This window comes from Curvivirga sp. (assembly GCF_965219885.1).
Classification (GTDB): domain Bacteria; phylum Pseudomonadota; class Alphaproteobacteria; order UBA8366; family Aestuariispiraceae; genus Curvivirga.
Genome location: NZ_CBDCOT010000009.1, coordinates 949,263 through 976,236, shown reverse-complemented (window position 1 = coordinate 976,236; position 26,974 = coordinate 949,263). Strand labels below are relative to the sequence as shown.

27 protein-coding genes are annotated in these 26,974 nt (G+C 42.5%); 17 read left to right on the top strand and 10 right to left on the bottom strand.

Going from position 1 to position 26,974, the window contains the following annotated elements; all coding sequences use genetic code 11:
- Positions 1 to 35: 35 nt before the first annotated feature.
- Positions 36 to 974, top strand: coding sequence for a glutathione synthase (gene gshB, locus ACOQOA_RS10080; RefSeq protein ID WP_420548510.1), 939 nt, complete (start codon positions 36 to 38; stop codon positions 972 to 974).
- 14 nt (positions 975 to 988) lie between these two features.
- On the opposite strand, the gene ACOQOA_RS10075 is transcribed toward gshB, so the two are convergent.
- Positions 989 to 1,498, bottom strand: a complete 510-nt coding sequence (locus ACOQOA_RS10075; RefSeq protein WP_420548509.1) for a MarR family winged helix-turn-helix transcriptional regulator — start codon at positions 1,496 to 1,498, stop codon at positions 989 to 991.
- A gap of 124 nt (positions 1,499 to 1,622) precedes the next feature.
- Between ACOQOA_RS10075 and ACOQOA_RS10070 the strand changes: the two genes are divergently transcribed.
- The 4 genes from ACOQOA_RS10070 (at position 1,623) to ACOQOA_RS10055 (ending at position 6,495) form a co-directional block, all read left to right on the top strand.
- The gene (locus tag ACOQOA_RS10070; protein WP_155154780.1) at positions 1,623 to 2,042 is read left to right on the top strand and encodes a PACE efflux transporter; all 420 of its coding nucleotides are present in this window, start codon (positions 1,623 to 1,625) and stop codon (positions 2,040 to 2,042) included.
- 40 nt (positions 2,043 to 2,082) lie between these two features.
- A complete protein-coding gene (locus tag ACOQOA_RS10065; RefSeq protein ID WP_420548508.1) occupies positions 2,083 to 3,522 on the top strand; it encodes a class I adenylate-forming enzyme family protein in 1,440 nt (479 codons plus the stop codon).
- A 136-nt stretch (positions 3,523 to 3,658) separates the two neighbouring features.
- Positions 3,659 to 5,743 carry an adenylate/guanylate cyclase domain-containing protein gene (locus tag ACOQOA_RS10060; protein WP_420548507.1) on the top strand — a complete coding sequence of 695 codons (2,085 nt, stop codon included), beginning with the start codon at positions 3,659 to 3,661 and terminating at the stop codon, positions 5,741 to 5,743.
- 47 nt (positions 5,744 to 5,790) lie between these two features.
- Positions 5,791 to 6,495: an SDR family oxidoreductase gene (locus ACOQOA_RS10055; protein WP_420548506.1), complete on the top strand. Its 705-nt coding sequence runs from the start codon at positions 5,791 to 5,793 to the stop codon at positions 6,493 to 6,495.
- A gap of 38 nt (positions 6,496 to 6,533) precedes the next feature.
- On the opposite strand, the gene ACOQOA_RS10050 is transcribed toward ACOQOA_RS10055, so the two are convergent.
- A complete protein-coding gene (locus ACOQOA_RS10050; RefSeq protein ID WP_420548505.1) occupies positions 6,534 to 7,412 on the bottom strand; it encodes a LysR family transcriptional regulator in 879 nt (292 codons plus the stop codon).
- Between the two features lie 92 nt (positions 7,413 to 7,504).
- Here ACOQOA_RS10050 and ACOQOA_RS10045 point away from each other — a divergent pair, with 92 nt between their 5' ends.
- Entirely contained in the window at positions 7,505 to 8,335 is an 831-nt protein-coding gene (locus ACOQOA_RS10045; RefSeq protein ID WP_420548504.1) for an alpha/beta fold hydrolase, read from the top strand.
- 59 nt (positions 8,336 to 8,394) lie between these two features.
- Here ACOQOA_RS10045 and ahcY read toward each other — a convergent pair whose 3' ends face one another.
- The 7 genes from ahcY to ACOQOA_RS10010 form a co-directional block, all read right to left on the bottom strand.
- The gene (ahcY, locus tag ACOQOA_RS10040; RefSeq protein WP_155154109.1) at positions 8,395 to 9,693 is read right to left on the bottom strand and encodes an adenosylhomocysteinase; all 1,299 of its coding nucleotides are present in this window, start codon (positions 9,691 to 9,693) and stop codon (positions 8,395 to 8,397) included.
- 136 nt (positions 9,694 to 9,829) lie between these two features.
- The gene (locus ACOQOA_RS10035) at positions 9,830 to 10,111 is read right to left on the bottom strand and encodes an HPr family phosphocarrier protein (protein ID WP_155154108.1); all 282 of its coding nucleotides are present in this window, start codon (positions 10,109 to 10,111) and stop codon (positions 9,830 to 9,832) included.
- Between the two features lie 41 nt (positions 10,112 to 10,152).
- Positions 10,153 to 10,551 (bottom strand): PTS sugar transporter subunit IIA, encoded by a 399-nt coding sequence (locus ACOQOA_RS10030; RefSeq protein WP_420548503.1) that lies wholly within the window; start codon positions 10,549 to 10,551, stop codon positions 10,153 to 10,155.
- Positions 10,552 to 10,646: 95 nt separating this feature from the next.
- Positions 10,647 to 11,519 carry an RNase adapter RapZ gene (rapZ, locus tag ACOQOA_RS10025; protein ID WP_420548502.1) on the bottom strand — a complete coding sequence of 291 codons (873 nt, stop codon included), beginning with the start codon at positions 11,517 to 11,519 and terminating at the stop codon, positions 10,647 to 10,649.
- Positions 11,520 to 11,523: 4 nt separating this feature from the next.
- Positions 11,524 to 11,985, bottom strand: a complete 462-nt coding sequence (locus ACOQOA_RS10020; protein WP_420548501.1) for an HPr kinase/phosphorylase — start codon at positions 11,983 to 11,985, stop codon at positions 11,524 to 11,526.
- A gap of 21 nt (positions 11,986 to 12,006) precedes the next feature.
- The gene (locus ACOQOA_RS10015) at positions 12,007 to 12,495 is read right to left on the bottom strand and encodes a class I SAM-dependent methyltransferase (protein WP_420548500.1); all 489 of its coding nucleotides are present in this window, start codon (positions 12,493 to 12,495) and stop codon (positions 12,007 to 12,009) included.
- A 10-nt stretch (positions 12,496 to 12,505) separates the two neighbouring features.
- Positions 12,506 to 12,964, bottom strand: a complete 459-nt coding sequence (locus tag ACOQOA_RS10010; protein WP_420548499.1) for a Crp/Fnr family transcriptional regulator — start codon at positions 12,962 to 12,964, stop codon at positions 12,506 to 12,508.
- Between the two features lie 260 nt (positions 12,965 to 13,224).
- On the opposite strand from ACOQOA_RS10010, the gene ACOQOA_RS10005 reads away from it, so the two are divergent.
- From ACOQOA_RS10005 to ACOQOA_RS09955, 11 genes are all read left to right on the top strand, one after another.
- Positions 13,225 to 14,457, top strand: coding sequence for a glycosyltransferase family protein (locus tag ACOQOA_RS10005; RefSeq protein WP_420548498.1), 1,233 nt, complete (start codon positions 13,225 to 13,227; stop codon positions 14,455 to 14,457).
- A gap of 22 nt (positions 14,458 to 14,479) precedes the next feature.
- Positions 14,480 to 15,739, top strand: coding sequence for a glycosyltransferase family 4 protein (locus tag ACOQOA_RS10000; protein ID WP_420548497.1), 1,260 nt, complete (start codon positions 14,480 to 14,482; stop codon positions 15,737 to 15,739).
- Positions 15,740 to 15,755: 16 nt separating this feature from the next.
- The gene (locus ACOQOA_RS09995) at positions 15,756 to 16,871 is read left to right on the top strand and encodes a glycosyltransferase family 4 protein (RefSeq protein WP_420548496.1); all 1,116 of its coding nucleotides are present in this window, start codon (positions 15,756 to 15,758) and stop codon (positions 16,869 to 16,871) included.
- The gene (locus ACOQOA_RS09990) at positions 16,868 to 17,488 is read left to right on the top strand and encodes a histidine phosphatase family protein (RefSeq protein ID WP_420548495.1); all 621 of its coding nucleotides are present in this window, start codon (positions 16,868 to 16,870) and stop codon (positions 17,486 to 17,488) included. Before ACOQOA_RS09995 ends, ACOQOA_RS09990 begins: the two co-directional genes overlap by 4 nt.
- Positions 17,485 to 18,630 carry a glycosyltransferase family protein gene (locus ACOQOA_RS09985; protein WP_420548494.1) on the top strand — a complete coding sequence of 382 codons (1,146 nt, stop codon included), beginning with the start codon at positions 17,485 to 17,487 and terminating at the stop codon, positions 18,628 to 18,630. The genes ACOQOA_RS09990 and ACOQOA_RS09985 overlap by 4 nt, the downstream gene beginning before the upstream one ends.
- 1 nt (position 18,631) lies before the next feature.
- Complete coding sequence (locus ACOQOA_RS09980; RefSeq protein WP_420548493.1) at positions 18,632 to 19,453, top strand: polysaccharide deacetylase family protein; 822 nt, start codon at positions 18,632 to 18,634, stop codon at positions 19,451 to 19,453.
- An 18-nt stretch (positions 19,454 to 19,471) separates the two neighbouring features.
- The gene (locus ACOQOA_RS09975; RefSeq protein ID WP_420548492.1) at positions 19,472 to 19,978 is read left to right on the top strand and encodes a hypothetical protein; all 507 of its coding nucleotides are present in this window, start codon (positions 19,472 to 19,474) and stop codon (positions 19,976 to 19,978) included.
- An 85-nt stretch (positions 19,979 to 20,063) separates the two neighbouring features.
- The gene (locus ACOQOA_RS09970; RefSeq protein ID WP_420548491.1) at positions 20,064 to 21,965 is read left to right on the top strand and encodes an ABC transporter ATP-binding protein; all 1,902 of its coding nucleotides are present in this window, start codon (positions 20,064 to 20,066) and stop codon (positions 21,963 to 21,965) included.
- Positions 21,965 to 23,866, top strand: a complete 1,902-nt coding sequence (locus tag ACOQOA_RS09965; protein WP_420548490.1) for an ABC transporter substrate-binding protein — start codon at positions 21,965 to 21,967, stop codon at positions 23,864 to 23,866. The genes ACOQOA_RS09970 and ACOQOA_RS09965 overlap by 1 nt, the downstream gene beginning before the upstream one ends.
- A gap of 13 nt (positions 23,867 to 23,879) precedes the next feature.
- Complete coding sequence (locus ACOQOA_RS09960; protein WP_420548489.1) at positions 23,880 to 24,875, top strand: ABC transporter permease; 996 nt, start codon at positions 23,880 to 23,882, stop codon at positions 24,873 to 24,875.
- Entirely contained in the window at positions 24,872 to 26,053 is a 1,182-nt protein-coding gene (locus tag ACOQOA_RS09955) for an ABC transporter permease (RefSeq protein ID WP_420548488.1), read from the top strand. The genes ACOQOA_RS09960 and ACOQOA_RS09955 overlap by 4 nt, the downstream gene beginning before the upstream one ends.
- 6 nt (positions 26,054 to 26,059) lie before the next feature.
- Here ACOQOA_RS09955 and ACOQOA_RS09950 read toward each other — a convergent pair whose 3' ends face one another.
- Positions 26,060 to 26,920, bottom strand: coding sequence for a class I SAM-dependent methyltransferase (locus ACOQOA_RS09950; protein WP_420548487.1), 861 nt, complete (start codon positions 26,918 to 26,920; stop codon positions 26,060 to 26,062).
- Between the last annotated feature and the right edge of the window lie 54 nt (positions 26,921 to 26,974).

The following is a 26,974-nucleotide window of genomic DNA, read 5'->3' as shown; positions in this document are numbered from 1 at the left end:
GCAAAGATCACAATTCAAATTGGAAAGATAAAGTCATGACAAAGACTGTTGCCCTGCAAATGGATCATATCGCAAGTATCGACATCAACGGCGATAGTAGCTTTGTATTAGGCCTTGAGGCCCAAAAACGCGGCTATAAACTTTATCACTATCATCCAAATGACTTAAGTTTCCAAAATGGTATCGTTTCCGCCCATGCCGAAGAAATGACCCTTCGCTATGAAGAGGGAAATCATTATGATCTGGGCGCCTCAGAAAAGGTGAACTTAGCCAATGTAGATGTGATCCTGATGCGTCAGGACCCACCTTTTGATATGAGCTATATTACCGCAACCCACCTACTCGATCATATTCATCCAGATACATTGGTGGTAAATGATCCAACCTCTGTGCGAAACGCACCAGAAAAGCTTTTGGTAACCCATTTTCCGGACTTAATGCCAGAAACCCTGATTACTCGCAATGAAAGCGATATCAAGGCTTTCCGCGCAGAATATAAAGACATCATTGTCAAACCTCTATTTGGCAATGGCGGGGCTGGCGTCTTCCATCTGAAACCTGAAGATGAAAATTTAGCTTCCTTGTTAGAAATGTTCTTTGAGAAAAACAGAGAACCATTGATGATCCAACGTTTCATGCCGGAAGTTCGTGCAGGTGATAAACGTATCATTCTGGTGGATGGTAAGGCTGTTGGCGCCATTAATCGTGTGCCGGCTGCTGGTGAAGCGCGTTCCAATATGCATGTAGGTGGCAAGCCTGTTAAATCCGAACTTACCAAGCGCGAACATGAAATTTGCGAAGCCATTGGCCCAACCTTGCGTGAACAGGGCCTGATCTTCACTGGTATTGATGTAATTGGGGATTATCTCACAGAAATTAATGTAACCTCCCCAACAGGCTTGCAGGAAATCAACCGATATGATGATACCTGTCTAGAAGCTTTGATCTGGGATGCCATTGAAGAAAAGCTGTAAATAAAATTACTGCTTTATAAATTTCTTGTGCCTTCAAGTTTCTGTACAAGTAATCGTAATAACTTATTCAAACTCTTGATTTCTTCATCATCCAAGGCATTGGTGAAAAAAGCTTTATCACCCTGACAAACGGCCTCCATCACCTCTTCAGCTTTGGTGATGCCTGTGGCTGTTAGTTGCACAAGCTTGCTTCGCTTATCATCCAGATTATCCATACGGGAGATATAACCATCATCCTCAAGGCTTTTTAGAACCTTGGTCATCCCGCCAGAACTACAAAGAACCGATTTATATAGATCAGTCGGACTTACCTGATGTGGTGCCGGGTAAGACCGCAAAGTTACTAAAACCTCAAAAGCCAGATGCGATATATCCAAAGAATGGATCGTTTGGTTCGTAGCTTCGGTCATAATATCGTTTAAGCGCATCAAGGTCACAACGGCTTCAGATTCAGGCAAAGCCATTTCCGGCCAGTTTTCTTCGTAACGCTTTAGAGTAGATTGCAGGGAATATTTTTCTTCCATATTCATCTCGGTAAGTCGTGTTGATATGTAAATCTAGCAAAAATCTACATTGTTGACAATTTATCTTGCAGGAAAGATAAAAACTTTATATATCTTTCTGGAAAGATAGTTTTGGTGACAGGCAATGCGAACTTTAGGCGATCGAATTAGACATACAGTATTCTTTGAAATTATCGGCATTCTATGTACGGCTGTTGGTGGATCTCTGATCACAGGTCATTCGGTCGAAGAAATGGGCATGCTGGGCATTATCTTTAGTTTACTCGCAATGGTTTGGAATTTTAGCTATAACTGGATGGTTGATATTTGGGACTTAAAGTATCGAAATGCAGCTCCCCGTGGTGTTTTATTTCGAACAATCCACGCCATTTTCTTTGAAGCAGGCATGCTTATCGCCGGGATATTCATTGTCGCACATTTCCTAAATATTAGTTATTTGGACGCGCTTATTTTAGATATTGGCTTCTCTGTTTTCTTCTTAATATACGCCTTTTGCTATAACTGGGCCTACGACCTTATCTTCCCGGTTCCCAAGCCTGCCTAATTTTCATATACTTACGTTACATAACTTCAGGATATGTGATGTGACGCAAACGCTTGATCGTTTATTTGACCATGCAGAAACGCAACCAGATGCCGTTGCGGTTGTTGATGGTGGTCAGGCGATTACTTATGCACAATTCACCAAAAACCTTTGTCAATTTATAGAAGCCTTAAAAAGATTCGATCTCACAAAAGGAGATATGGTCGCTGTTGAATGGTTTCGTCTCTATCCTCATTGGTTATTTCTATTAGCATGTGAAGCCCTAGGATATCGCTGCCTTTCCTTTGGGCGAGATGATATGGAAAGTGTCGAACTTTTCTTGAGGGATCGTGCAAAGCTGGTAATTGCGTCATCTCCTATCATTGATGTGAAAGAAGAGAATATATTTCTTTTCACCGCCGAAGAATTTAGCCGTATTACTCAGGCAGAAATCAATTATCAGAAGCCTGTTTCTATATTAGGCCCTTATGACCCGATGCGTTTACAATGCAGCTCAGGTACCACGGGAAAGCCGAAATTTATGGAACGTAATCTGGTTCTGCATAATTTTCGGATCAATCAGTTACAAGAAAAAGATCAGTATCGGAAAGATAGTCGATTACTGCTCGCTTATAACTTCGCCGTTCAGGCAAATTATGGGCGCGCTACAGCTTGTCTGGAGGCTGGTGGATGCATTATCCACCCAGAATCCCAATCTGTTATTGAAAATCTAATAAAATATAGTGCAACACATGTCACTCTACTGCCCACAACCCTGCGCCAACTATTAGATCTTTTGCCAAAAAATTTTATTCGACCTAAAGGTTTTACTTTATCCACCTTTGGCGGTCGAATTCCAGCCAATCTCAAACAACAGGCCATAGAAAAACTTGCGGATAAGATTGTCGAAAGCTACGGGACGAATGAAACCGGGTCTATCTGCACGATGATTGATGGTGAATTAGGATATATCCTACCTAATGTGGAAGTCGAAGTGGTTGATGATCATGATCAACCGGTTTTGAACCAAACGGGCCGCATTCGTATTCGAGGACAGGGTTTGGTGGATGGATATCTGGATGATCCAGTAAATACAGCAGAAAAATTTAAAGAAGACTGGTTTTATCCTGGAGATGTCGGCTTAAAACCTGATGAACAACATCTTAGATTACAAGGCCGTGCAGATGACCTTATCAATATCGGAGGAGTCAAAAAACTGATCCCTGAATTAGAAGAATTTATACGCCCAAAGATACATGCAGAAGATTTTTGCATATGTGAGACTAAAAGCCATAAAAATGAACAACTTATCTGGCTATGTATTGTTCCAACCAAACATACAGATATTGATGAGATTAAAGCCATTGTCGCCCCTCTTACCCAGAATGCATTAGGCCAAATTATTTTAAAATCAGTGAATAAAATTCCTCGTACCTCAACCAATAAGATCAAGCGCCAGGAACTGGCTGAGTTCCTATCAAAAGAAAATATCCAGAATTAATCTTCTCTATTCCCATCTCCCTACAATCAACCTATAGTAAATATTAGGATCAACTTATAAGATATCTAATGATTGGTAGATCATCTTTCATCGAGGTTGATCCAACCATTTGAATTATCAAAGGGGGGAGCATGAGATGAACTTTAAAAAGATACCATTTTCTGTATCTATATTGATCTTATTCACGAGTTTAATTTTATCAATGTCGATTGCATTGATAATCTCTGGCACACAGACAAGCTTGGCCATTCGTGAAAAATTTACCCTTCAGCTCGTAGATGAGTTTCAAAATGCCTTGAAGCGGGAGTTTCAGATCAAACTGGATAACGCTGACGCCATTCAATATGAAATGGTTCATTCACCTGATACGCTTGCATATCAACATAATGAAACAAATGATATAACGTCTATTCTACGTTCTTTATCCGCATTTTATCGACTGTTACCAGGAAGCCTTTCAGCTTATGTCGGATTGGAAGATGGTCGATTAATATTGTTGCAGGAGTTGGAAACAGCCCTTAAATTTCAAAAATATCAAATCGAAAAGAACATCCCAGCAGAGACGGTTTATCGATTAAGGCATATAAATTTCGTTGCAAATCAAAAAGTTGAAGATATTGCATTTTTAGATAAAAATTTTGAAACCCTACTGCAATACAGAAGTTATGATCCAACTTATAATCCAATAAAACGGCCATGGTATAAGGCAGCAATTGAGGCACAGAATACTGTACTGGGTAAACCTTATAAGTTTTCTGATACAGATTACACTGGCCTCACAATCAGTCGGCCTTTAAGGGATCAGAAAGGCGTTGTCGGCCTAGACGTTGCCATTGAATTAACAGACCAAGCATTGGATGAACATAAACTAAGTCCTTCTGCCACAAATTTCATCTTTATGTCCGATGGGACTATTATAAGCCATCCGAGACGGAATAATCTCAGCGAGACCGATAAACAACTCATCGCAATCAGTTTGGAAAATTTGGATACCAGTAAAGAAAAGATATCAATTCAAAGTCATATAAAAAACATTGGCGACTTCCAGATTTTTCTCGCCCCCAATTTTATGAATAAATATAGCGAGCATCACTTGGCGGTCATCGCACCTGTTTCCGAATTGAATGCAGAGACTGATAAACTGCGCATACAATCAATTTCAGTTTTTATTGTCATCTTAACAATTGGGCTTTTTGTAATTTTTTATGCAGCCAAACAAGTTTCAAAATCTATTCAGGTTCTGTCCGAAAAGTCCCAGAAGGTCGGTCAATTTGATCTGGATGACAACTTTTCTATTTCCACACGGATCAAAGAACTTAATCAACTTTCAGAAACCTTGGAACAAATGCGATCAGGCCTTCAGGAATTTGGCCGTTATGTTCCACGTCAGTTGGTAAAACAAATCGTTCAAAATGATACAAAGCTGGATTTGACCGGTGAAGCACGCGAAATCACAGCACTTTTTACGGATATTGAAGGTTTTACTTCTATCTCTGAAAGTCTGGCACCGGACGCATTGCTTAGTCAGACATCTGAATATTTTGAGATATTCGCCCCGATTATCGATAAACATTATGGGATAATAGACAAATATATTGGTGACTCTGTGATGGCATTTTGGAATGCACCTGAAAAACAAAATGATCATGCCTATCATGCCTGCCTAGCCGCGCTAGAAATTAAAAAGGCTCTTAAAATCTTTAATAAAAGAATGGAAGAAGAAGGAAAGCCAATCTTTAACACACGTATTGGCCTTCATACGGGCCCATCTATTGTGGGAAATGTTGGGGCAGAGGATCGAAAAAATTTCACGATCTTTGGATCTACCGTCAATCTCGCTTCAAGGCTAGAAGGGATGAATAAACGTTATGACAGCAATCTGCTTGTAAGTGATGCAGTATATGGGAAAATCAAAGGTAGATTACTTTGCCGACCTTTAGAAAAAGTATTTGCAAAAGGAAGTAGCGAAGCCGTAACTGTTTATGAAGTTTTAGGAAATAATTGCCACGAACATATCGATAAAGTTTGTCATCTTAGTCATAAATCTTTTGAAGAATTCTATGCAGGAAACATCTCGTCAGCCATAGATTTATTAAAGGAAATCATTATATTATATCCAGAAGATAAAGTTTCACACAAACTTCTTGAAAGATATCAGAGTTATCTAAGTGATGGTTTCCCCCCTGATTATCTTGATGGAACACAGCTGGATGAGAAATAAACGTTCTTATATCGAAATAAAAATAAGAGTGAATTGAGGAAATATCGATGGATTTATCAAATAAGAAGGCTCTGGTCTTTGGCGGTACGTCTGGTATTGGCTTGGCCACATGTAAGCAACTGGCAGATTTAGGGGCCGAAGTCATTGCCATCAGCCGCAATCCAGAAAAAGCAGGTGACCTTGGTGATAATATCAGCACCAGAAAATGCGACGTCCGTGATGCGGATGCCCTAAAGGCTTTATTCAAAGAATGCGGCCCTTATGATATTTTAATCAGTGCTGCAACAGGTGGCAGCCGCGCAAAGGGCCCGTTTTTAGAAATGGACATGGAAAGCTATCAAGCCTCCTTTGATAAATTATGGGGTTATACCAATGTAGTTCGTTACGGCACCGAACACTTATCAGATAAAGGAAATATTGTTTTGGTAAGTGGGGCGCCAGCGCGGAAATGCCGCCCAGGCCAAATTGCCTTGGCATCTGTCGGTGGCGCGGTAGAGGCTTTTGCGCGGGCCATCGCACCGGAATTGGCGCCGCGCCGTATCAATGTGGTTTCCCCAGGCCTCATCAGCACGCCTATGTTTGGCGATGACGTGACCACACGGGATGAACAACTGGCTGGCATGACCAAAGATAATCTGATCCCACGTCCCGGTCAGCCGGAAGAGGTGGCAAAAGGTATTCTTTTTGTCGTGCAAAATGAATTTGTAACCGGCACGACTGTCGATGTAGATGGTGGCTGGTTGCTCAGCTAATCTTTTAAGATGACCGCCTTGCAAATAGGGCGGTCATTTCAATCTCTTGGTTTGCGTTCCAATAACCAATCCCGGACAATCCTTAAGGATTGATAATTTGGGCTATCTTCCGACCACGCAAGATAATAGGGCGTATCAAAGAATTTGTTCTCTTCAAAGACTGGTACCAAGCGACCATCTTGAATGGCTTCCGAACATAACGGATATCTACCCATCGCAATCCCCAAACCCTTAATGCAGGCCGATTGCACGATATCATAACTGCCTAACCGATGCATTTTCCTTTCATCCGGACAGGTTGTATTGAATTCTTCAGACCATTGTTTCCATTCACCTAAATGTGTCTCATTCAAGATAAAGGCAGTTTCTTTTACAACCTGATCCCATCCTTTGATGGCAATTTCTTTTGCAATCTCTGGGCTTGCCACAGGAAAGATGTATTGTTCGCAAAACTTCTCATAACGATAGCCATCTCTAAGATTTGGCGTTGATCGGATCGCAAGATGAATTTTTTCATGTTTCAAATTACAAACACGATCCGTCGCACTAAGACGTAATTCTATATTTGGCTGATCCATATAAAACTCAGGAATTTTAGCCGCCAGCCACATCGCCACCATGGTGCGAGGTGCCGTGATATGAATACTATTCACATTGTGGGATTGGATTGCCGAAACACCATTTTGTAATTCCCTCAAGGCATTTGTTGCAAATCCATAAAAAACTTCCCCATCGGATGTTAATGAGGCTTCATTTCTGCCCCTTTCTAGCAATTTCCTGCCAAGGTGATCTTCCAATCGGCTTAACTGATGACTAATCGCGGATTCCGTCAAATTCAGATGGCTGGCAGCACGTTTAAACTGTTTTAGCTCTACGATTGTAACGAATGCCAATATATTTTGGATCGGTGGTAACATGACAAATTTTCATCTTTTGGTGAAATAGTATCAATTTAATTACTTGAAAAATAACTTAAGTTTCAGAATACAGCAAACTTAAGGATAAAAATATGTCATATATCGAACTCAATCATGAATTTACATCAAGTGCAGGAACTATAAAGCATACTTCAATCGGCAATGGGCCTGATCTCATCTTGGTTCATGGGACACCATTTAATGCCATTATCTGGACTGACGTTGTTAAACGACTTTCTAAGAACTATTGCCTTCATCTACTTGATTTGCCCGGTTATGGGCGTTCCGATAAATTCGAGGGTCAAGATGTTCGTTTGCGTAGTTTTGCCCGCGTTGTGAAAGAATTTTCAACCCATAAAAACCTGATCAATCCAATTTTAATTGGTCATGATTTCGGTGCTGCGAGTGTTCTTGGTGCCCATTTGGTTGAGGAATTATCCGTCAAAGCCATCGCAATTATTGACGGTGTGGTTTTATCTCCATGGGGCACAACCTTTTCAAGACATGTTCAACAACATGAAGAGACTTTTGCTAATGTTCCAGAATATGTTCATTTAGCTGTTCTGGAAGCACATATTAAAACCGCCTCTTCCAGAATAATTGATACGGATTTAATGAATGGCCTTTTAGCGCCTTGGCGCGATGAAGAAGGACAAAAAGCATATTATCGACAAGTGGGACAATATGATTATGCCTTCACCGCCGATCTGGAAAAATTATATCCCACACTTCAAGTCCCAAGCCTCGTTTTATGGGGAGAAGAAGATCAATGGGTCAATATTTCAGAGGGTAGACGGTTTCACGCGATGCTCAACAATTCTGATTTTGAACCTCTGCCGGATGCAGGCCATCTTTCAATGATAGATGTACCAAACCTTCTATCTGACAAATTGGAAAACTGGCTCCATCAAGTTCTCCGCTAATCAAAACAAAAAGGCCGCCCAATAATGAGCGGCCTTTTCTATTTTCCATATTGGAAAACTTAGTAGCGATATGCATCCGGCTTGAATGGGCCATCCACAGTTACGCCAATATATTCAGCTTGCGCTTGAGACATTTTTGTTAGTTTCGCACCAACTTTTGCCAAGTGAAGCGCAGCCACTTTTTCGTCCAAATGTTTCGGCAATACGTAAACATCGTTTTCGTATTTGTCTGCATCATTCCACAATTCCATTTGAGCCAATACTTGGTTTGTGAAGCTTGCGGACATTACGAAGCTTGGGTGGCCTGTTGCACAACCCAAGTTTACCAAACGACCTTCTGCCAACAAGATCATACGCTTGCCATCCGGGAAGATGATTTCGTCAACTTGTGGCTTAATATTGTCCCATTCGTAGTTTTTCAAAGCATCAACTTGGATTTCGTTATCGAAGTGACCAATGTTACAAACGATCGCACGATCTTTCATCGCACGCATATGGTCAATTGTGATGATATCGATGTTACCTGTTGTTGTTACGAAGATATCGCCATGTGCAGCCGCATCTTCCATTGTTGTAACTTCATAACCTTCCATTGCAGCTTGCAATGCACAGATCGGATCAACTTCTGTCACCAATACGCGGCAACCAGAAGAACGCAAAGATTCTGCAGAACCTTTACCAACGTCACCATAACCGTTCACAACAGCAACTTTACCAGCCATCATTACATCTGTCGCACGACGGATCGCATCAACCAAAGATTCACGGCAACCATATTTGTTGTCGAATTTGGATTTTGTCACACTGTCATTCACGTTGATTGCAGGTACTTTCAATGTACCAGCTTTCACCATTTCATGTAGACGATGAACACCAGTTGTTGTTTCTTCGGATAGGCCTTTTACGTTTTCAAGGATATGTGCAAAACGCTCTTCATGGGCCATAATTGTCAAATCACCACCATCATCCAAGATCATGTTGATTTCCCAACCATCTGGACCTGTGATTGTTTGTTCAATACACCAGTTGAACTCTTCCTCATTCAAGCCTTTCCAGGCAAATACAGGAATACCAGCAGCCGCAATCGCAGCAGCAGCCTGATCCTGTGTGGAGAAGATGTTACAAGAAGACCAACGTACTTCCGCACCTAAAGCAACCAATGTTTCGATCAACACAGCTGTTTGAATTGTCATATGAAGACAACCAGCAATACGTGCACCTTTCAAGGGTTGGCTTGGGCCAAATTCTTCACGAAGTGCCATCAAACCCGGCATTTCTGTTTCAGCGATATTGATTTCTTTACGGCCCCATTCAGCCAAAGAAATATCTGCAACTTTATAATCAGTAAAACCGGACATATCGGCTTCCTTCCTAACAGTTAAGTGTATTAAACAGGGATGTATCTATGGCGGGGTATAGCAATGAAGTATAAATCTGTCCAGCAAAACCGAACAAGATATAAATTTTTCTTTATATGTTTAAATTAATGAGAGTCTATTCTTCTTCGTCAAACGCGCCTGAGACTAATTCTTCTAAAGCCTTCATTGCATCTTCTGCCTGCGCACCCGACGTTGCGATCTCTATAGTTGTGCCTTTAGATGCAGACAACATCATCAACCCCATGATGGATAAACCAGAAACCGTTTGCCCGTCTTTACTGACCCGAATGTCAGCATCAAATTCATCAGATAGCTTTGAAAACTTGGCTGCCGCACGTGCATGAAGGCCGCGCTTATTTACGATTTCTAACGTTTTTTCAAAAGCTGTATCGCTCATATTTATATAACTTACTTAAATCTTGTTTATGCGATAGGTGCTTAATTCCCAAGCAGCTTACTGGCGATATTTATATATTTTACGCCTGCTTCCTGTGCTGCTTTTACAGCTTCATCCATATCTTCGGTTTGACGCACACTGGCTAAACGGATCAACATTGGAAGGTTCAATCCAGCTAAAACTTCGATCTTACCTTGGTCCATAATGGAAATCGCCAAGTTAGAAGGCGTCCCACCAAACATATCGGTTAGAACAATAACACCCTCACCGCTATCAACTTTACCAACAGCAGAAACGATATCTGTACGTCGTTGTTCCATATCATCGTCAGGGCCAATGCAAATACTCGCAACTTGTTCCTGAGGACCCACCACATGTTCCATGGCTAATACAAATTCATCTGCAAGCTTGCCATGAGTGACCAAAACCAAACCGATCATATAAATTTTGCCCCCGCAATATACGCATTTTTATATGTTGAAATTACAATTAGGAAGTATGAACATTCAGACCTTTTCATCAAGTCTTTTTACAATCAAACATTGCCAATAATCGTGTGAGTTACATGATAAGGCCATTGACCTTGTAGATAATTCCCCAACTCTTCTGCCACAAAAACAGATCGATGACGCCCGCCAGTACAGCCAATTGCGATGGTCAAATGGCTTTTTCCTTCTTCTTGATAACGTGGCATTGTTACATCAAGCAAGGATGTAAGTTTTTCCATAAAACTCTCAAAATCCGGATCTTTACGCACATATTCCTGTACGAAATGATCTTGTCCAGTGAGGGGACGCAATTCTTCAATATAATGAGGGTTTTGTAAAAACCGCACATCAAACACCAAATCAGCATCGCGCGGAATAGCTTTGGCAAAAGAGAATGACATCAAAGTCACCACCATTTTATCAGCCACCCCATCCCCGAGAACCTGTTTGAGGCGACTTCTGAATTGCCAGATGGTTTGTCCTGTTGAATCAATCACAAGATCAGCGCGTTCTTTTAACGGGTTTAGCAACTCCCGTTCCAACGCAACGGATTTTTCCAGGCTATCCTGGGCTAATGGATGTGGTCGTCGTGTTTGATTATAACGGGAAATTAAACTTTCATCATCACATTCCACATAAAGTAAACGTATCGGACATCCTGCATCTGCCTGTAGTTTTTTCGCCACATCAATAAACTCACTGACATCAAAATTGCGACTACGGATATCAATACCTACAGCTAATGGTCCAAATCCTGAATCAGGGTTTATTGCTTCTTCAATCAGGGCAGGCAGGAGAGACAATGGTAAATTGTCAACGGCTTCATACCCCAAATCTTCCAATACATGTAAACATGTGGACTTTCCTGCACCAGATAAACCGGTAACAAGATAAATTGGGACATCCGTTACTTCACTCATCTTTTTATATCTCCAACCAATCAGCATTCAATGCATAACGAATTTTCAACGCTGCTGATGTTTCAAAGGCACAAATTTGAACATATGGCACATCATGTCCTAGATACGTTACAGTTTTTTGTTCAGGTATACGTTCGATTTCATTTAATGGTTTTAGATCGACCACTAATTTCAACTCAGCAAGCTCTTTATATGAAACTTGCATGATTCCAAGACCACGCACTTCAAGCTTTCCTGCAAGTGGTTTTGGCGGACTGACCCAAATGGTTTTTTCTTTATATTCCAAACATGATCGATCATCTGCGACTAAGACAGCCCCTTGATCAATAAGACGTAATGCAAGATCAGATTTACCGCTACCAGAAGGCCCTCGTAACATAACCGCAGACCATCGCTGCGCGGTGTTATCCTCTGGAATAGCAATGGTTGTTGCATGTTCCTGAATTAACTTTTCTTTATCAGACATTACAACAACCTTCCGTTTTACCTATTTCTTTTTATAGAAATAATATCGCCCAACCTGCACATCTTGGGGCAATGGAAGAGGATCAAATTCACTTAAGGTTAATTCCTGATCACTCAAGATGATGCCGCCTGACGCCATTAAGTCCGGATAAATAGTACTTAGCCAAGATGCAAATTTACGATTTCTTTCTGGATCACCTGTGCCAATATCGGAATGCAATAAATCTGCAGTCGCCCCCAGTTTATCACGGGCTTCCAATAAAGTATCTTCTAAATCACCCAGAAATAATTTGTCTTTAGGAGGAATACAATCCGGGTGAGCATTCACCTGACGTTCAAACACATAGATATCTTTTCCAGGTAACCTTTCACGCAAATGATCATACGTGCGACCATTGCCAAGCCCAAGTTCAAGAACATGTCCGCTTTTGCCATTTACCATAGATGTCGCCTCGTCCAGGCAAGCACGTTGCGCTTTCAACCGGCGGATCACACTATCAAGTCGTGACATTTAAATCTTCCTATTCATCACTTGGTAAATTCGCCACATCCTGAAGACGGGACGTCGTATTGTGAAGTTTTTCAGCCAAGCTACGCATTAGTTCAAGCCCGACACTTGGAAATTCATGGATCATATGCATAAACACATCTTCATTTAAAATTAAGGCTTCAACTTGCGATTCTGCAATGACCGTCGCACTTCGTGGCAAGCCTGCGAGCAAAGCGATTTCCCCGACCACATCGTGACGTTTTAAATCCGCCACATGCAATGGCCCCGTATTGGTTTCCACCCAGATTTTCGCTTCGCCAGACATAAGCACGAAGGCGCGATCACCGCGCTCCCCTTCCTTACATAAAAGGTCTTGTGGCGCATATGTGGCACGATCAGCTGTAAAAGCGAGTACTTTTAGTTTCGCCATATCCAGACGTTCAAAAATAGGCACTTTCGAGAGCGCTTCGACTTCTTCTTGCAAACTCATTAAATTCTTAAATCCTTAACTTCCTATCGGCATAGAACCAATAGTCTCCCCCTCTTTGGGGTAATATGCTTTTTTCATCGCCCATTCGCAAGTGAAACCACAGTCACATCAATGTGACTGTTGCATTTATCACACGTCTTGCTTGCAAAAGTAAAATTGGGCAGAGTGATCCCACTTGTTTTTCATCGCTTTTCTGCGATAGTGTGCGTAATAATTTACGATTACATCCAATATGTAATCAAGGAAACAGACGGGTCAAGATGGTCGCAATAGAGCGTGCTTCACGAATTTTGATGTATAGCCACGATACATTCGGGCTGGGCCATTTGCGCCGTACACGCGCAATTGCCCATTCTTTAGTGCGTCAAAATCCCAACTTAAGTGTTTTGATCCTCACCGGATCACCTATCATTGGTAGTTTTGATTTTTCTTCCCGTGTTGATTTTGTCCGTATCCCCGGCGTGATCAAACTCCGAAACGGGGATTACACATCGCTAAAACTTCATATGGATATTGAAGAAACTTTGGCGATGCGTGCCTCTATTATCAAACATACTGCTGAAGCTTTTGATCCTGATCTTTTTATTGTGGATAAAGAACCATTGGGATTACGTGGGGAAGTCGAAAACACCCTTCATATGTTAAAAGAAATGGGCGTGCCTCTGGTCCTTGGATTACGTGATGTCATGGATGACCCAGATCTCCTGGAACCAGAATGGGAACGCAAAGGCGCCATGCCGGCACTTGAAAACCTATATGATGAAATCTGGGTGTATGGTCTACCACAAATTTGCAAACCTCTTGATGGGATGCATGTACCTGAATCTGTATTACGCAAGATGGTTTATACGGGCTATCTGGAACGTGAAGTACCAAGTGAAGCCATCAAACCCTATATCATCTCAAAGTTTGAACCGCCTTATTTATTGGTCACTCCGGGTGGTGGTGGTGACGGCGACCTGATGGTTGACTGGGTCTTACGGGCTTATGAAAATCATAAAAACCTACCCTATCCTGCGCTGATTGTATTTGGTCCTTTCATGCAATCCGAACAACAAAACGCCTTTGTTGAGCGGATCAATAAGCTTGATAATGTAGAAGCTCTTTCTTTTGATGCCCATATGGAAAGCTTAATGGACAATGCCGCAGCTATCGTCGCCATGGGTGGATATAACACATTTTGTGAAATCTTATCTTTTGACAAACCTGCGATGATTATTCCACGTACCCGTCCACGTATGGAACAATTTATCCGTGCTTCCAGTGCTCAATCTTTAGGTTTGGTTTCTATGCTGGAAGACGACAATGAACGCCGTCCGGATACAATGGCAACAGCCCTTCGTCAATTACCACAACAAAAACGTCCAAGCGATGTGGTTGTACCTGGCTTAATGGATGGTCTTGATAGCGTGAACCGACTAACCCAAAAACATCTTGATACCCGCGCCAAAAATCGTGAAACAGCTGCAACGCTTTCACAAATTTCCGGTTAACATCTAACCAAACGAAAAACATATGTCCCAGAATAAATCCGAAAAGCCTTCTGTTGCTTTTGTCTTGAAAGGCTATCCTCGTCTTTCTGAAACCTTTATTGCCCAAGAAATCCGCAACTTGGAAAAGCTTGGCTTGGGCATCAAAATTATTTCCCTGCGTCATCCAACAGATACAGCTCGTCATCCAATTCACAGCGAAATTGAAGCAGATGTATCCTATTTGCCAGAATATCTTCATGAAGAGAAATCACGGGTTTCAAAAGCATGGCTCAAAGCCCGTTGTTTGCCCGGATATTCAAAAGCATTCCGTGCATTTTTGAAAGATTATAAACGCGACAAAACAAGAAATCGTATTCGCCGATTTGGACAAGCTTGTGTTTTGGCAACGGAATTACCTGACAGTATAGAACGTATACATTTTCATTTTTTGCATACGCCCGCATCTGTAACCCGCTATGCCGCTATAATGCGGAAACTGCCGTGGAGCGGTTCTGCCCATGCCAAAGATATCTGGACAATCCCTGATTGGGAGAAACAAGAAAAAATGGCTGAAATGGGCTGGCTTTCAACTTGTACTGCTTATGGCGCTGCCCATCTGCGTGAGCTAAGCCCTGATCCAGAGAAAGTGCATCTCATTTATCATGGACTTGATTTGGCACGCTTCGATCATTTTGATCGAAAAGAAAATGATTTTGACGGATCAACCACAGAAAAAACAGTTACACTTGTTTCTGTGGGTCGTTTGGTCAAAAAGAAAGGTTATGACGACTTACTCAACGCCTTGGCAAAACTACCAAAAGATTTGCATTGGAAACTAATACAAGTCGGTGGCGGCACGCTGGAAGAGAAACTTAAATCACAAGCAAAAAACCTTGGATTATCCGATAAGATCGATTGGCTTGGTGCACAACCTCAGGAAAAAGTACTGGAAGAAATTCGCAAGGCTGATGCTTTTGTTCTTGCCAGTAAAGTCGTCGAAGATGGCGATCGCGATGGTTTACCAAATGTTTTAATGGAAGCTCAAAGCCAAGGGCTGGCTGTTGTGTCTACCAATATCTCTGCCATTCCTGAACTAATCGTTGATGGTAAGAACGGATTACTCGCAGAAGCCGAAGATGCAGATAATCTGTCAGAGAAGCTTTTAAAAATCATTACGAGTCCAAAACAAAGATACAAGATGGGTCAGGCAGGTGAAAAACGTGTCCGTGAAGAATTTGACGCGGATCATTGTATCACCAGACTGGCAGAATGTTTTAATCTGGACCATACTTCCCTGAAGTAACCTTCAAAGGAAGATCATGACTATCGCCTTTTATGCCCCGTTAAAATCACCCAACCATCCGACCCCGTCCGGAGATCGGCGCGTGGGACGATTGATACTACAAGCGTTAAAAATGTCAGGCGAAAAGGTCGAATTAGCCAGTGAGTTTCGTTCCTATAATAAAACAGGTGACAATGAAATTCAGGATAGTCTTGAACAGGAAGCCGCAGCAGAAATGCAGCGTCTAATTACGTTATATGAGAAAAATGGCGCACCAGAAGTTTGGTTTACCTATCATCTTTATCATAAGGCACCTGATCTGATTGGCCCAAAGATCTGTAAACATTTTCATATTCCATACTGTATCGCAGAAGCAAGTTATGCACCCAAACAGGAAAGTGGTCCTTGGGATCGGGGATTAAAAGCCACACAGGAAGCGCTGGCGCTGGCAGGGCGGATTTATGTGCTAAATCCGGATGATGTGCCTTGTATCAAACCATATCTTCCCAGCTGGACGGAACTGATATTATTACCGCCCTTCTTGGACGCACGTCCCTATCAAAGTAACCTAGATCAATTGGACCGGGGGAAATGGGCTGAAAAACTCGATTTACCTGAAGATGACATCTGGGCGATTGCTGTTGGCATGATGCGCAAGGGAGATAAAACGCAATCCTATGAAATTATTGCAGATAGCTGGAAAAAGCTTGGGGAAAACGCCTGCAGCCTGATTCTTGTCGGAGATGGAGAAAGTCGTAAAGATTTAGAAGAAAAATTTGCAAACCTCCACGTACCAGTTCGTTTCACCGGACAAATGGATGAAAATGAAATCGCCGATTTACTTCAAAATTGCGATTTATGTATATGGCCCGGTATTAAAGAAGCCTTTGGCTTAGCTATGTTAGAAGCCCAAGCAGCAGGATTACCTGTCGTCTCTGCCAACAGAGCGGGCATAGCCAACTTCATCCATCATCGACAAACCGGCTTATTGGTGGAAGAAGGTAACGTAGATGCTTTTAGTGAAGCGGTAGACTACCTTTTGGAACATGAAGATATTCGTCACAATATGTCTTTTGCTGCCGAAGAAAATGTAAAATATAATCATTCCCTTCAGGCTGCGGCCCAAATCATCGCCCGGAGCTTGCCTTTATGACCACACCACTTTTGCTTATTCGACATGCACCAACGATTTGGAATGGTGAAAAACGTCTTCAGGGGCATACAGATATTCCCATTTCCGATCTCAGCAAAAATTGGGTGAAAGAATGGCGATTACCTGAATTCACAGAAACTTTCCAATGGATTAGTAGCCCCTTATCCAGAGCATTGGAAACCGCAGAAATCCTGTCCGGTAAGACACCACCAACCGACAAACGCTTGATAGAAATGAGTTTTGGAGATTGGGAAGGAAAAGTTTTACCCGATCTACGTGAACGACTTGGTACTGAAATGCAGGAGAACGAAGATCGTGGATTGGATTTCTTACCGCCAAATGGGGAAAGTCCAAGACAGGTTCAAAACCGTATCAACCCATTGCTGCAAGAAATCGCAAAACACGATCAAGCCACCGTCTGTGTCACACATTTGGCAATGATTAGAGCAATCATGGCGCTGGCTTGTGATTGGCCCATGTTAGGAAAACCTCCATACAAGCTTAATCAGGCCGAAGCACATCTATTTGAACTGGATCATAATGGACATCCCTCAATTGTGGAGATGAATATTAAACTTCATCCCGGGCCAAACCCCAATAAGGAACAGGGTATATGACAGAAAAACCTAAGCTTTTCTTTCATGTACAACATCTTCTTGGGATTGGACATCAGATGCGCGCGGCAGCCCTCACCCGCGCCTGCCTTAAAGCTGGCTTTGAAGCTCATTATATCAGTGGTGGGTTTCCTGAAGAATTGCCAGATCTTGGTGACGCATATTTTCATCAACTTACCCCCACAAAAACCAGAAATGGAGATTTCAATCAGTTAATTGATGAAAAGGGTGATTTGATTGATGAAAAATGGTGGCAGGAACGCCGCAACCAACTCATTGATTTATACAATAAAATATCTCCTGATGTTATCCTTTTAGAAGGCTTTCCTTTTGCCCGTCGTAAATTTAAGGAAGAGCTTATCCCTCTGCTTGAAAAGGCCAAAAATGATAACATCCCTTGTGCAACGTCTATCCGCGATATTCTGGTAGATCCCAAAAAAGAAAAGAAACGCCAATTTGCCTTTGATACAACCAATCAATATCTAGACCGTGTTCTTATCCATGGAGAAAAAGAATTTTGCCCTTTGGAAAGAAGTTTTAAAGATGCGGACTGTTTAGGCGATAAGCTCATCTATACAGGATATGTAGATAGCGGATCTTCAAAGGCACTTGAAACAGGTGATCTTTCCGAAGTTGTTATTTCTGCCGGTGGGGGCGCTGTAGGCCAGCGCATTTATGAAACTGCCCTTCAAGCCTATAAACTTAGTCAAAACAAAGCAGGTATTTGGCGTCTATTACTTGGCCCAAACTTGCCTGACTCCATTAAAACAAAACTCAAAAGCCAAGCTCAGGATAATCTGATCATTGAGGATGCCCGATCTGATTTTCGAAACCTGCTTTCCTCTGCAAAACTATCTATCAGTCAGGCAGGCTACAATACGATCATGGATATCCTAGCTACGGGCGTGAATAGTCTGGTGATTCCTTTTGCAGACGGGGAGGAAAGCGAACAAACCTTACGCGCAGAACTATTAGCACAAGCCAATCGCCTGTCTATCGTAGATGAAAGCAGCTTAACGCCCGATCTATTGGCAGACAAAATAGATATTCTTCTAGCCAATCAAGCAGTTATTCCGCATACTCCATTTCCGCTGGATGGGGCAGAAAAATCCGCAACTATACTCAAATCTTTGCTAAGAAATTAAGATGCCGACGATTAAAGAAGAAAAACAGAAATTACTTTCTGATACAGATTTTATTGCCAATCCATGGGTTTATTTTACTGATGAACTAGACAATTGGGCGAAAGAAGGTGTGATCGCTGAATTTTGGTGGCGTGATGATGATGCCGTTGCCAACACATCCGCCTTACAAAAACTTATGACGGTAACAGATCACACTCCTATCAGTTTAGCTGTGATCCCGGATCAATTAGAAGAAAGCCTTCAACCCTTCACTTCTCAACACAAAAATATCACCATCGTTCAACATGGCTTTGCCCATGTAAATCATGCGCCTGCAGATGAGAAAAAAGCTGAATTTCGCGACCATCGCTCAAAAGAAGTGATGACAGAAGAACTTAAAAAGGGTCATTCTCTCTTAAAGGAGGCTTTTGGAGGTCAATTTAAACCTCTCTTTGTGCCGCCTTGGAACCGATTAGGTAATGATGGTGAAGACGCCGTGAAAGAAGCAGGTTTAGAGTTTGTATCAACCTTCACACCACGCCAACCAAATACAGGCCCCTATATTTTAAATGCCCATATCGATCCTGTGAATTGGAAAGCTGATCGACAATTTTTAGGCGATGTTGCAAGTCTGGCTCAAGCAATTTTACATCTACGTGCCAAACGTGAAGTTTGGGAAAATGTTGATGTGATCGAACCGACTGGTTTTTTAACCCATCATTTAATCCATGATGAAGAAACTTGGTCTTTTATAGAAAAGTTTAATCAAACTATTCAGCAACACCCATCTGCAAACTGGTTGGATTTATCCACTTATATTGATAGCTTTTCTTTTGAATTCTAATATGAATGAGTAAACGCAATGTCAGATACCCCAATTCTAAGATATAGCAAACAAGGCCTTATGTGGGATGGGGCCAAGGGCGCGCTAGGCCTATTCCTTGTTGTATTACCTTTGGTGATGGGCCAGCCTGTAACATGGTTAAGCTGGATCCTTTATGGTTTAGCAGCAATATTCATTGTGTTTTTGGGGCGAATTTATATTCGTGCTGTCACTGAAATTACACATGATCATGAGAAATTGAAGCAACTCAAACCCATTTCAAAAACCTTGGAATGGGACAAGCTTAATAAATTGAAACTGCGTTATTATTCCACCAAGAAATCTGGTGAGAATGGATGGATGTTTTTACAATTGAAAGCGGAAAATATTAGTATAAACTTGGATTCACAGCTGGAAGATTTTGATGAAATCTTACACCGCGCGTCAGAGGCTGCCGCCAGAAAAGAGCTATCGCTCGATCCGGTGACCTTGGATAATCTGAATGCGTCCGGCATAAATACCCCGATGGATCGCGTAGATTTATAAGATCTACGTTCAAAAAATACGGGGAAAATAACAGGGTATCGTCGGATTAAGGGGGTTAATTCGACAGCAGAAAGGGAAAGCTTGGATGGACAAGCTACTGCAAGTCAAAGATTTGCGCATTCATTTTCATTTGGATGAAGGCGTAGTTAAAGCTGTCAAAAATGTAAGTTTTGATATCCCCCATGGTGGCACCGTCGCTCTTGTTGGGGAATCTGGTTCCGGTAAATCTGTGATTTCCCAAGCAATTATGGGCATCCTCCCTAAATCAGCAAAAATAGAAACTGGTGAAATTCTATTTTGTGATGAAGCAGCCCTCGCCCAAGGTGGCCCAATTGATATTTCACGCCTTAATCCTGCAGGAACAACGATGCAGGATATTCGTGGTGGTCGTATATCTATTATTTTTCAGGAACCTATGACATCCCTTTCCCCCTTACATACGGTGGGAAATCAGATCATGGAAGCCTTGTTGCTGCATCGACCCGTCTCTGTTTCAGAAGCTGCTGAATTAACCAAGGATATGTTAAGGGCTGTCGGTTTCCCCGACCCAGCACGTGCTCTGAAAACTTATCCTTTTGAATTATCTGGTGGCTTACGCCAACGCGCTATGATTGCCATGGCCTTGGTATGTCGGCCCTCTTTGCTGATTGCTGATGAGCCAACCACAGCCTTGGATGTTACCATTCAGGCCCAAATTCTGAAAATTATCCGCGACCTACAATCTGAACTTGGTATGGCTGTTTTGATGATTACGCATGATTTAGGTGTGGTTGCCAATGTCGCAAAAGATGTGGTGGTCATGTATCATGGCGAAATCATGGAAAGAGGTAATTTACAAGATATCTATCGTAATCCGCAGCATCCTTATCTAAAAGCTTTGCTGGCAGCGGTGCCGCGCTTTGATATGGAACCAGGCGAACGATTGAAGCCCATTCGATCCATTGAGACCAAAACCGGCCATTTAATGGCGGAACGGGAAAGTAAAAACGGCAATCAAAAGCCCGAAGAACTTGAAAAGCCAATCCTTAAAGTTGATGGATTACGTAAGTCTTTCACTATTCGTAAAGGCGGTGTTTTTGGATCTGGAAAAGAAAAAAACACTGTTCATGCCGTGAATAACGTTACTTTTCAGGTTAAACGAGGGCAATGCCTTGGCCTTGTTGGGGAAAGTGGATGTGGCAAAACGACCTTAAGCAAGATGTTAATGCGGGCCCTAAGCCCCGATGAAGGCTCCATCACCTTTAATGATGGTGAAAAAGATATTGATATTCTTGGGCTAGATGAAAAATCCTTAGTTCCTTTCCGCCAAAAAATGCAATTTATTTTCCAAGACCCATTTTCATCATTAAACCCGCGTATGACAGTGGGTGATATTCTTACGGAACCTTTGGTGATCCATAATATCGGCACTCCGCAAAGCCGTCGGGAAATGGCAGAAGAATTGATGGAATTAGTAGGTCTAGACCGTCGTCATCTAAAACGCTATCCACATAGTTTTTCTGGCGGTCAACGACAGCGCATTGGCATTGCACGTGCCCTTGCCTTACGTCCGGAACTAATTATTTGCGATGAACCTGTTTCCGCATTAGACGTCTCTATTCAAGCGCAGATTTTAAACTTGCTTAAAGACTTACAAGCCAAACTGGGGCTCACTTATATCTTTATCAGCCATAATTTAGCCGTTGTAGATTACATCGCAGATGATATTGCGGTTATGTGTCGCGGCCGTTTGGTAGAAATGGCCCCACGGGAAAGCCTGTTTAAAAACCCGATACATCCTTATACCAAAGGCTTGTTAAAAGCTGTACCCGAACCAAGTTTGGATCATTTACTGGATTTCAATCACCTGATGAATGAAAAAGCCAGTAATCCGGAAAGCTGGCCGACACCTTTTACCGATGATGGGTCTCAACAATTAGCTTTATCTGACATGTCTGGGGAACATTATGTGCGCACCCATGTGAATTCAGGTTTAGGAGTTTCCTGATGAAGAAATTTCTAAAAGCCGCGTTCATATCACTAGCTGTATTTGTCGCGCCGTCACTGACGATGGCAGATATGTTTATAGATTCTGATTTCAATGTTTCAAAAGTTGCCAAGGGCAAATTGCCATCTGTTGACAATCGTTTGCCGGATATTCCGAAAATCGTAAATGTGACTGACCAAGGTCTTCAACTTGGTCATCATGGCGGCACCATTCGCATGGCCATGCGTAAAGACAAAGATACGCGCCAAATGGTCGTATATGGTTATGCGCGTTTGGTTAAATACAATACGGATTTGGAACTAGAGGCCGACATTCTGGAAGATGTGGAAATCATTGACGGTCGCATTTTCCGTCTTAAGTTGCGCGCAGGTCATAAATGGTCTGATGGCGCACCTTTTACTATCGAAGATTTCCGCTATTGGTGGGAAGATGTAGCCAATAACGAAATCCTGTATCCATCTGGTCCTCCTTCTGCCCTTCGCGTACAAGGGCACCTCCCTGTGGTTACATTTCCATTTGAAGATGTTGTTCAATATGAATGGCCTGTACCTAACCCATTATTTCTAGCATCCCTCGCCAAAGCCAGTCCGCGCTATATCTATGCACCGGCTCATTATCTAAAAAAATATCACGCTGATTATCAAGATAAAGATTATATAGATCAACTGGTTAAGGAAAAAGGGGTCAAAAACTGGGGTGCGTTGCATAACAAATATGCAAAAGCCTATCATAACAAGAATGAGAAGTTACCAAGTCTTCAGCCTTGGGTTTTAAAAGTGATGAAATCCGGGGAAAGATACGAATATCATCGTAATCCCTATTTCCATCGTGTTGATGAAAACGGCCTTCAGCTTCCTTATATTGATCGCTGGGTGTTCAGCATCACTGAAAAGAAGCTCATCCCTTTAAAAGCAGGAACCGGTGAAGTTGATCTTCAAGGGCGCTATTTAGACTTCAACAACATTTCGTTGCTAAAACAAAACGAAGTTGAATACGGCTATACCACAAGGCTATGGCGTAATGGTAAAGGCTCCCATATGGCCTTATTTCCAAATTTGAATAACAGTAATCCTGTTTGGAGAAGCTTGTTACGTGATGTCCGGTTTAGACGTGCTCTGTCTTTGGCTATTAATCGTTATGAAATCAACCGCGTTGTGTATTTCGGTTTTGCCATAGAGGGCCAAAATACGGTTTTACCTGCAAGTCCACTTTATCAAGAGAATTTCCGCACCGCTTATGCAGAATTCGATCTTGAAAAAGCCAATCAATTATTAGATGAAATCGGGTTAGTTGAAAAAGATGGCCGTGGTATTCGCAAATTGCCAAATGGTGAAACACTTGAAATCATTGTAGAAACAACAGATACCGGCCCAGAGCAATCTGATGTTTTACAATTAATTGCTGATAGTTGGGCAAAAGCAGGTATTGCGTTACATATTAAACCTACGACCATGGATATTTTAAAGCCTCGCATCTATTCCGGCGCCAATGTGATGACGGTCTTTTCCGGTATGGAAAATGGTATGGCAACCGCCGATACACCGCCTGCAAGCCTTGCTCCCATCGACCAAGACCATTTCCAATGGCCAAAATGGGGACAATATGTACAAACTGGTGGCGTTTCAGGCGAAGAACCAGATATGCCAGCGGCGATTGGGTTGATGCAATATTATGATCGCTGGTTTAAGGCAAAATCCGTAGATGAGCGAGCCATGATCTGGCACCAAATGCTGGAAACTCATGCCAATCAAGTCTTTAGCATTGGTCTTATTGCCGGAACCTTACAGCCAATCGTTGTGAGCAATAAATTAATGAATGTACCGGAAGAAGCCATCTGGAACTGGGAACCGGGTGCCCATTTCGGCCTCTATAATACTGATTTATTCTGGTTTAAAGATTAAGGGGCGAAAAACTATGTTTGGATATATTGCACGACGCCTTTTAATCATGATCCCAACCATGTTGGTGATTTCTGCCCTTGTTTTTATTATCATTCAACTGCCGCCGGGTGATTACCTAACCACGTTGATCAACGAGTTACAGGCACAAGGTGAAAGCGGTGAAGAACGCATCGCTTATTATCGGGAATTATATGGCCTAGACCAACCCATGATTGTCCAATATTTCAACTGGTTATGGGGTATGTTGCACGGTGATTTTGGTCATAGTTTTGAATATGACTTACCTGTATCAGAGGTTGTTGGGGATCGTATGTCCCTCACCTTTGTACTCAATTTCTTTACCATTTTGTTTATCTATATTGTCGCCTTCCCGATCGGCGTTTATTCCGCCGTCCGGCAATATAGCGTTGGGGATTATAGCCTGACATTGATTGGCTATTTAGGACTTGCAACCCCTAACTTCCTGCTTGCCTTGATTTTACTTTATATTGCGAAGGCCTATTTCGGCGTTGATGTGGGCGGCCTGATGGATGAACAATATATCGATGCCCCTTGGAGCATGGATAAAGCCCTTTCTGTTTTAGAACATCTGTGGGTACCCGTCATTGTGATCGGTACAAGTGGGACGGCCTCTATGATCCGCCGTTTACGGGCAAATTTATTGGATGAATTGCATAAACAATATGTCATTACGGCCAGAGCTAAGGGATTATCACCCAAAAAAGCATTGGTGAAATATCCATTGCGCATGGCCTTAAACCCTTTTATTTCCGACATTGGTAATCTAATCCCGGATGTCATTTCGGGATCTGCTATTGTGGCAGTTGTTCTTGGTTTGGAAACAACAGGCCCGATGTTGTTAAATGCTCTATTGGCCCAAGACATCTATCTCGCGGGTAGTTTTTTAATGTTTGTGGCCCTGTTAACAGTAGTTGGCATGCTGGTATCAGATCTAGCCTTAGCCCTGCTTGATCCCCGAATTCGTTTAGGTGCGGAGGCATCAAAATGAGTGATATTTCCAACAAAAATACGCATTGGGTGAATGAAAATGAATGGAACCCAGATAGCGTTACAAAGCTAACCGCGGAACAAGAACGTTATTATCAAGCCAGCCAATGGCAACTTATGTGGTGGAAATTCCGCAAACATCGCGTTGCCTTGATCAGCGGTATCTTCCTGGTCACCGTTTATTTTTCCCTGCTGATTTCAGAGTTTTTAAACCCCTATAACCCTAATCATCGCCATACCGATTATTTATATATGCCGCCCCAAGAAGTACATTTCACCCATGAGGGGGAATTTATCGGACCTTTTGTCTATGGCACCAAGGGGGAGTTTGACCTCAAAACCTGGCAATGGATTTATGAAGAAGACATATCTGATATTCAGAAAATTCGTTTTTTCTGTTCCAGCAATGATTATGCAGGGGCCGAATATGAATTCTGGGGTGGTCTATTTACAGGCGATACTCATCTTTTCTGTCCGGCACCCGGTGGCCAATTATTTCTGATGGGAACGGATCGCTTGGGTCGGGATATGCTATCACGGATGGGCTATGGCGGACGTATTTCCTTAACTGTCGGTATCGTCGGCATCGCTATTAGTTTCTTTATGGGGATCACCATTGGCGGGATTGCCGGATATTACGGTGGCTTTATTGATTCCACAATTCAGCGCGTGATTGAGATTATCCGATCTTTCCCGCAATTGCCCCTTTGGATGGCGTTATCTGCTGCCCTTCCAGTGACATGGAGCCCGATTTTAGTCTTCTTCGGCTTAACGATCATTCTGGGTATGCTGGATTGGCCGGGCTTGGCGAGAGCCGTCCGATCAAAACTTCTAAGCCTTCGTGAAGAAGATTTTGCCGTCGCCGCCCATCTCATGGGGGCCAGCCCGAAACGGATTATTATGCGTCATTTGATGCCAAGCTTTATGAGCCATCTGATTGCTTCTGCCAGCTTATCTATCCCCGCCATGATTTTAGGGGAAACCGCGCTCAGCTATTTGGGCCTTGGCCTTCGCCCGCCTATCACATCATGGGGTGTGTTGCTAAATGAAGTACAAAATATCAATGATATCGTGCTGCATCCATGGCTGATTGTACCAATGATTTCAGTAGTGTTGGTGGTTCTAGCCTTTAACTTCCTTGGGGATGGCCTACGGGATGCATCCGACCCTTATAAATAAGGAAAATTAAATTGCCGGACAGGTTTTGCGAAGCCAAAGACTGGTTTGCAAGGCCCCTTCTGGCAATTGCGTCAGATTGGTAAACCAGTCGGGGATGTCTGCCTCCATACGACTTGCCACATAATGGGACGACCATAAAAGATCAAACCCACCGCTGGTTAACATCGGGATCACGCCTAATTGTTCATTATAACCCCGCCATTGCCAGACATCTGGATAGTCATCCGGCAAGGTCATGTCATGGATATGAAGTATCACCCCTGACGGTAACGCAGGTATAATATGATTAAAAAGCAAATCCACATCATTGCCCGGCATTAATATATGACTGCTATCGATAAAAAGGATATCACCTGCGGTTAAATCCTTGAAAACCGACTGATCCGCATATTGCACGGTGGTGGGATAAAGGTTGATATTTTCCAGTTTGGTGATATCGGCTCTTGGGGCAGGGTCAATGGCATGAAAACTTGTTTGTAAATTTCCGTCCTGAATAGCCCGCATCATAAAGCGGCTGGAATGACCCGACCCGATTTCCACAATCTTTGTAGGTTTTTCCACTTGAACCATATGATAGGCCAGCGCACCATCCAAAGCAGGAAACCATGTCTGTTGCCAGCGCGGCATAGGAGGTTCGGCCCCGTCAAATTTTTCAAAGGCGGATTTCCATAGGGATAATTCATCCATGATGCCGGCAAAGTTTTCTTTTTTGCGGTCCATAAGACGCTCAACAGACGCATAAGACTTGCGATCCGCCGCAGGCACATCGCCATCAGCATAACGATAGGGGATAAAATATCCTTTTGGGCGATCCGTCAGCAATGTACGCAAGCCCAAATGCAATCGTCGCCAGAATTTAGATGACATGGAACGCCTCCGAAAATTGACAGCCGTTTTGACTGTATTTCCTTGATATGTAAA

Bases quoted from the DNA above. Each gene is read 5' to 3' on its own strand.
- gshB (WP_420548510.1), top strand. From the start codon at position 36: ATGACAAAGACTGTTGCCCTGCAAATGGATCATATCGCAAGTATCGAC.
- ACOQOA_RS10075 (WP_420548509.1), bottom strand. From the start codon at position 1,498: ATGGAAGAAAAATATTCCCTGCAATCTACTCTAAAGCGTTACGAAGAA.
- ACOQOA_RS10070 (WP_155154780.1), top strand. From the start codon at position 1,623: ATGCGAACTTTAGGCGATCGAATTAGACATACAGTATTCTTTGAAATT.
- ACOQOA_RS10060 (WP_420548507.1), top strand. From the start codon at position 3,659: ATGAACTTTAAAAAGATACCATTTTCTGTATCTATATTGATCTTATTC.
- ACOQOA_RS10055 (WP_420548506.1), top strand. From the start codon at position 5,791: ATGGATTTATCAAATAAGAAGGCTCTGGTCTTTGGCGGTACGTCTGGT.
- ACOQOA_RS10050 (WP_420548505.1), bottom strand. From the start codon at position 7,412: ATGTTACCACCGATCCAAAATATATTGGCATTCGTTACAATCGTAGAG.
- ACOQOA_RS10045 (WP_420548504.1), top strand. From the start codon at position 7,505: ATGTCATATATCGAACTCAATCATGAATTTACATCAAGTGCAGGAACT.
- ahcY (WP_155154109.1), bottom strand. From the start codon at position 9,693: ATGTCCGGTTTTACTGATTATAAAGTTGCAGATATTTCTTTGGCTGAA.
- ACOQOA_RS10035 (WP_155154108.1), bottom strand. From the start codon at position 10,111: ATGAGCGATACAGCTTTTGAAAAAACGTTAGAAATCGTAAATAAGCGC.
- ACOQOA_RS10030 (WP_420548503.1), bottom strand. From the start codon at position 10,551: ATGATCGGTTTGGTTTTGGTCACTCATGGCAAGCTTGCAGATGAATTT.
- rapZ (WP_420548502.1), bottom strand. From the start codon at position 11,519: ATGAGTGAAGTAACGGATGTCCCAATTTATCTTGTTACCGGTTTATCT.
- ACOQOA_RS10020 (WP_420548501.1), bottom strand. From the start codon at position 11,985: ATGTCTGATAAAGAAAAGTTAATTCAGGAACATGCAACAACCATTGCT.
- ACOQOA_RS10015 (WP_420548500.1), bottom strand. From the start codon at position 12,495: ATGTCACGACTTGATAGTGTGATCCGCCGGTTGAAAGCGCAACGTGCT.
- ACOQOA_RS10010 (WP_420548499.1), bottom strand. From the start codon at position 12,964: ATGAGTTTGCAAGAAGAAGTCGAAGCGCTCTCGAAAGTGCCTATTTTT.
- ACOQOA_RS10005 (WP_420548498.1), top strand. From the start codon at position 13,225: ATGGTCGCAATAGAGCGTGCTTCACGAATTTTGATGTATAGCCACGAT.
- ACOQOA_RS10000 (WP_420548497.1), top strand. From the start codon at position 14,480: ATGTCCCAGAATAAATCCGAAAAGCCTTCTGTTGCTTTTGTCTTGAAA.
- ACOQOA_RS09995 (WP_420548496.1), top strand. From the start codon at position 15,756: ATGACTATCGCCTTTTATGCCCCGTTAAAATCACCCAACCATCCGACC.
- ACOQOA_RS09990 (WP_420548495.1), top strand. From the start codon at position 16,868: ATGACCACACCACTTTTGCTTATTCGACATGCACCAACGATTTGGAAT.
- ACOQOA_RS09985 (WP_420548494.1), top strand. From the start codon at position 17,485: ATGACAGAAAAACCTAAGCTTTTCTTTCATGTACAACATCTTCTTGGG.
- ACOQOA_RS09980 (WP_420548493.1), top strand. From the start codon at position 18,632: ATGCCGACGATTAAAGAAGAAAAACAGAAATTACTTTCTGATACAGAT.
- ACOQOA_RS09975 (WP_420548492.1), top strand. From the start codon at position 19,472: ATGTCAGATACCCCAATTCTAAGATATAGCAAACAAGGCCTTATGTGG.
- ACOQOA_RS09970 (WP_420548491.1), top strand. From the start codon at position 20,064: ATGGACAAGCTACTGCAAGTCAAAGATTTGCGCATTCATTTTCATTTG.
- ACOQOA_RS09965 (WP_420548490.1), top strand. From the start codon at position 21,965: ATGAAGAAATTTCTAAAAGCCGCGTTCATATCACTAGCTGTATTTGTC.
- ACOQOA_RS09960 (WP_420548489.1), top strand. From the start codon at position 23,880: ATGTTTGGATATATTGCACGACGCCTTTTAATCATGATCCCAACCATG.
- ACOQOA_RS09955 (WP_420548488.1), top strand. From the start codon at position 24,872: ATGAGTGATATTTCCAACAAAAATACGCATTGGGTGAATGAAAATGAA.
- ACOQOA_RS09950 (WP_420548487.1), bottom strand. From the start codon at position 26,920: ATGTCATCTAAATTCTGGCGACGATTGCATTTGGGCTTGCGTACATTG.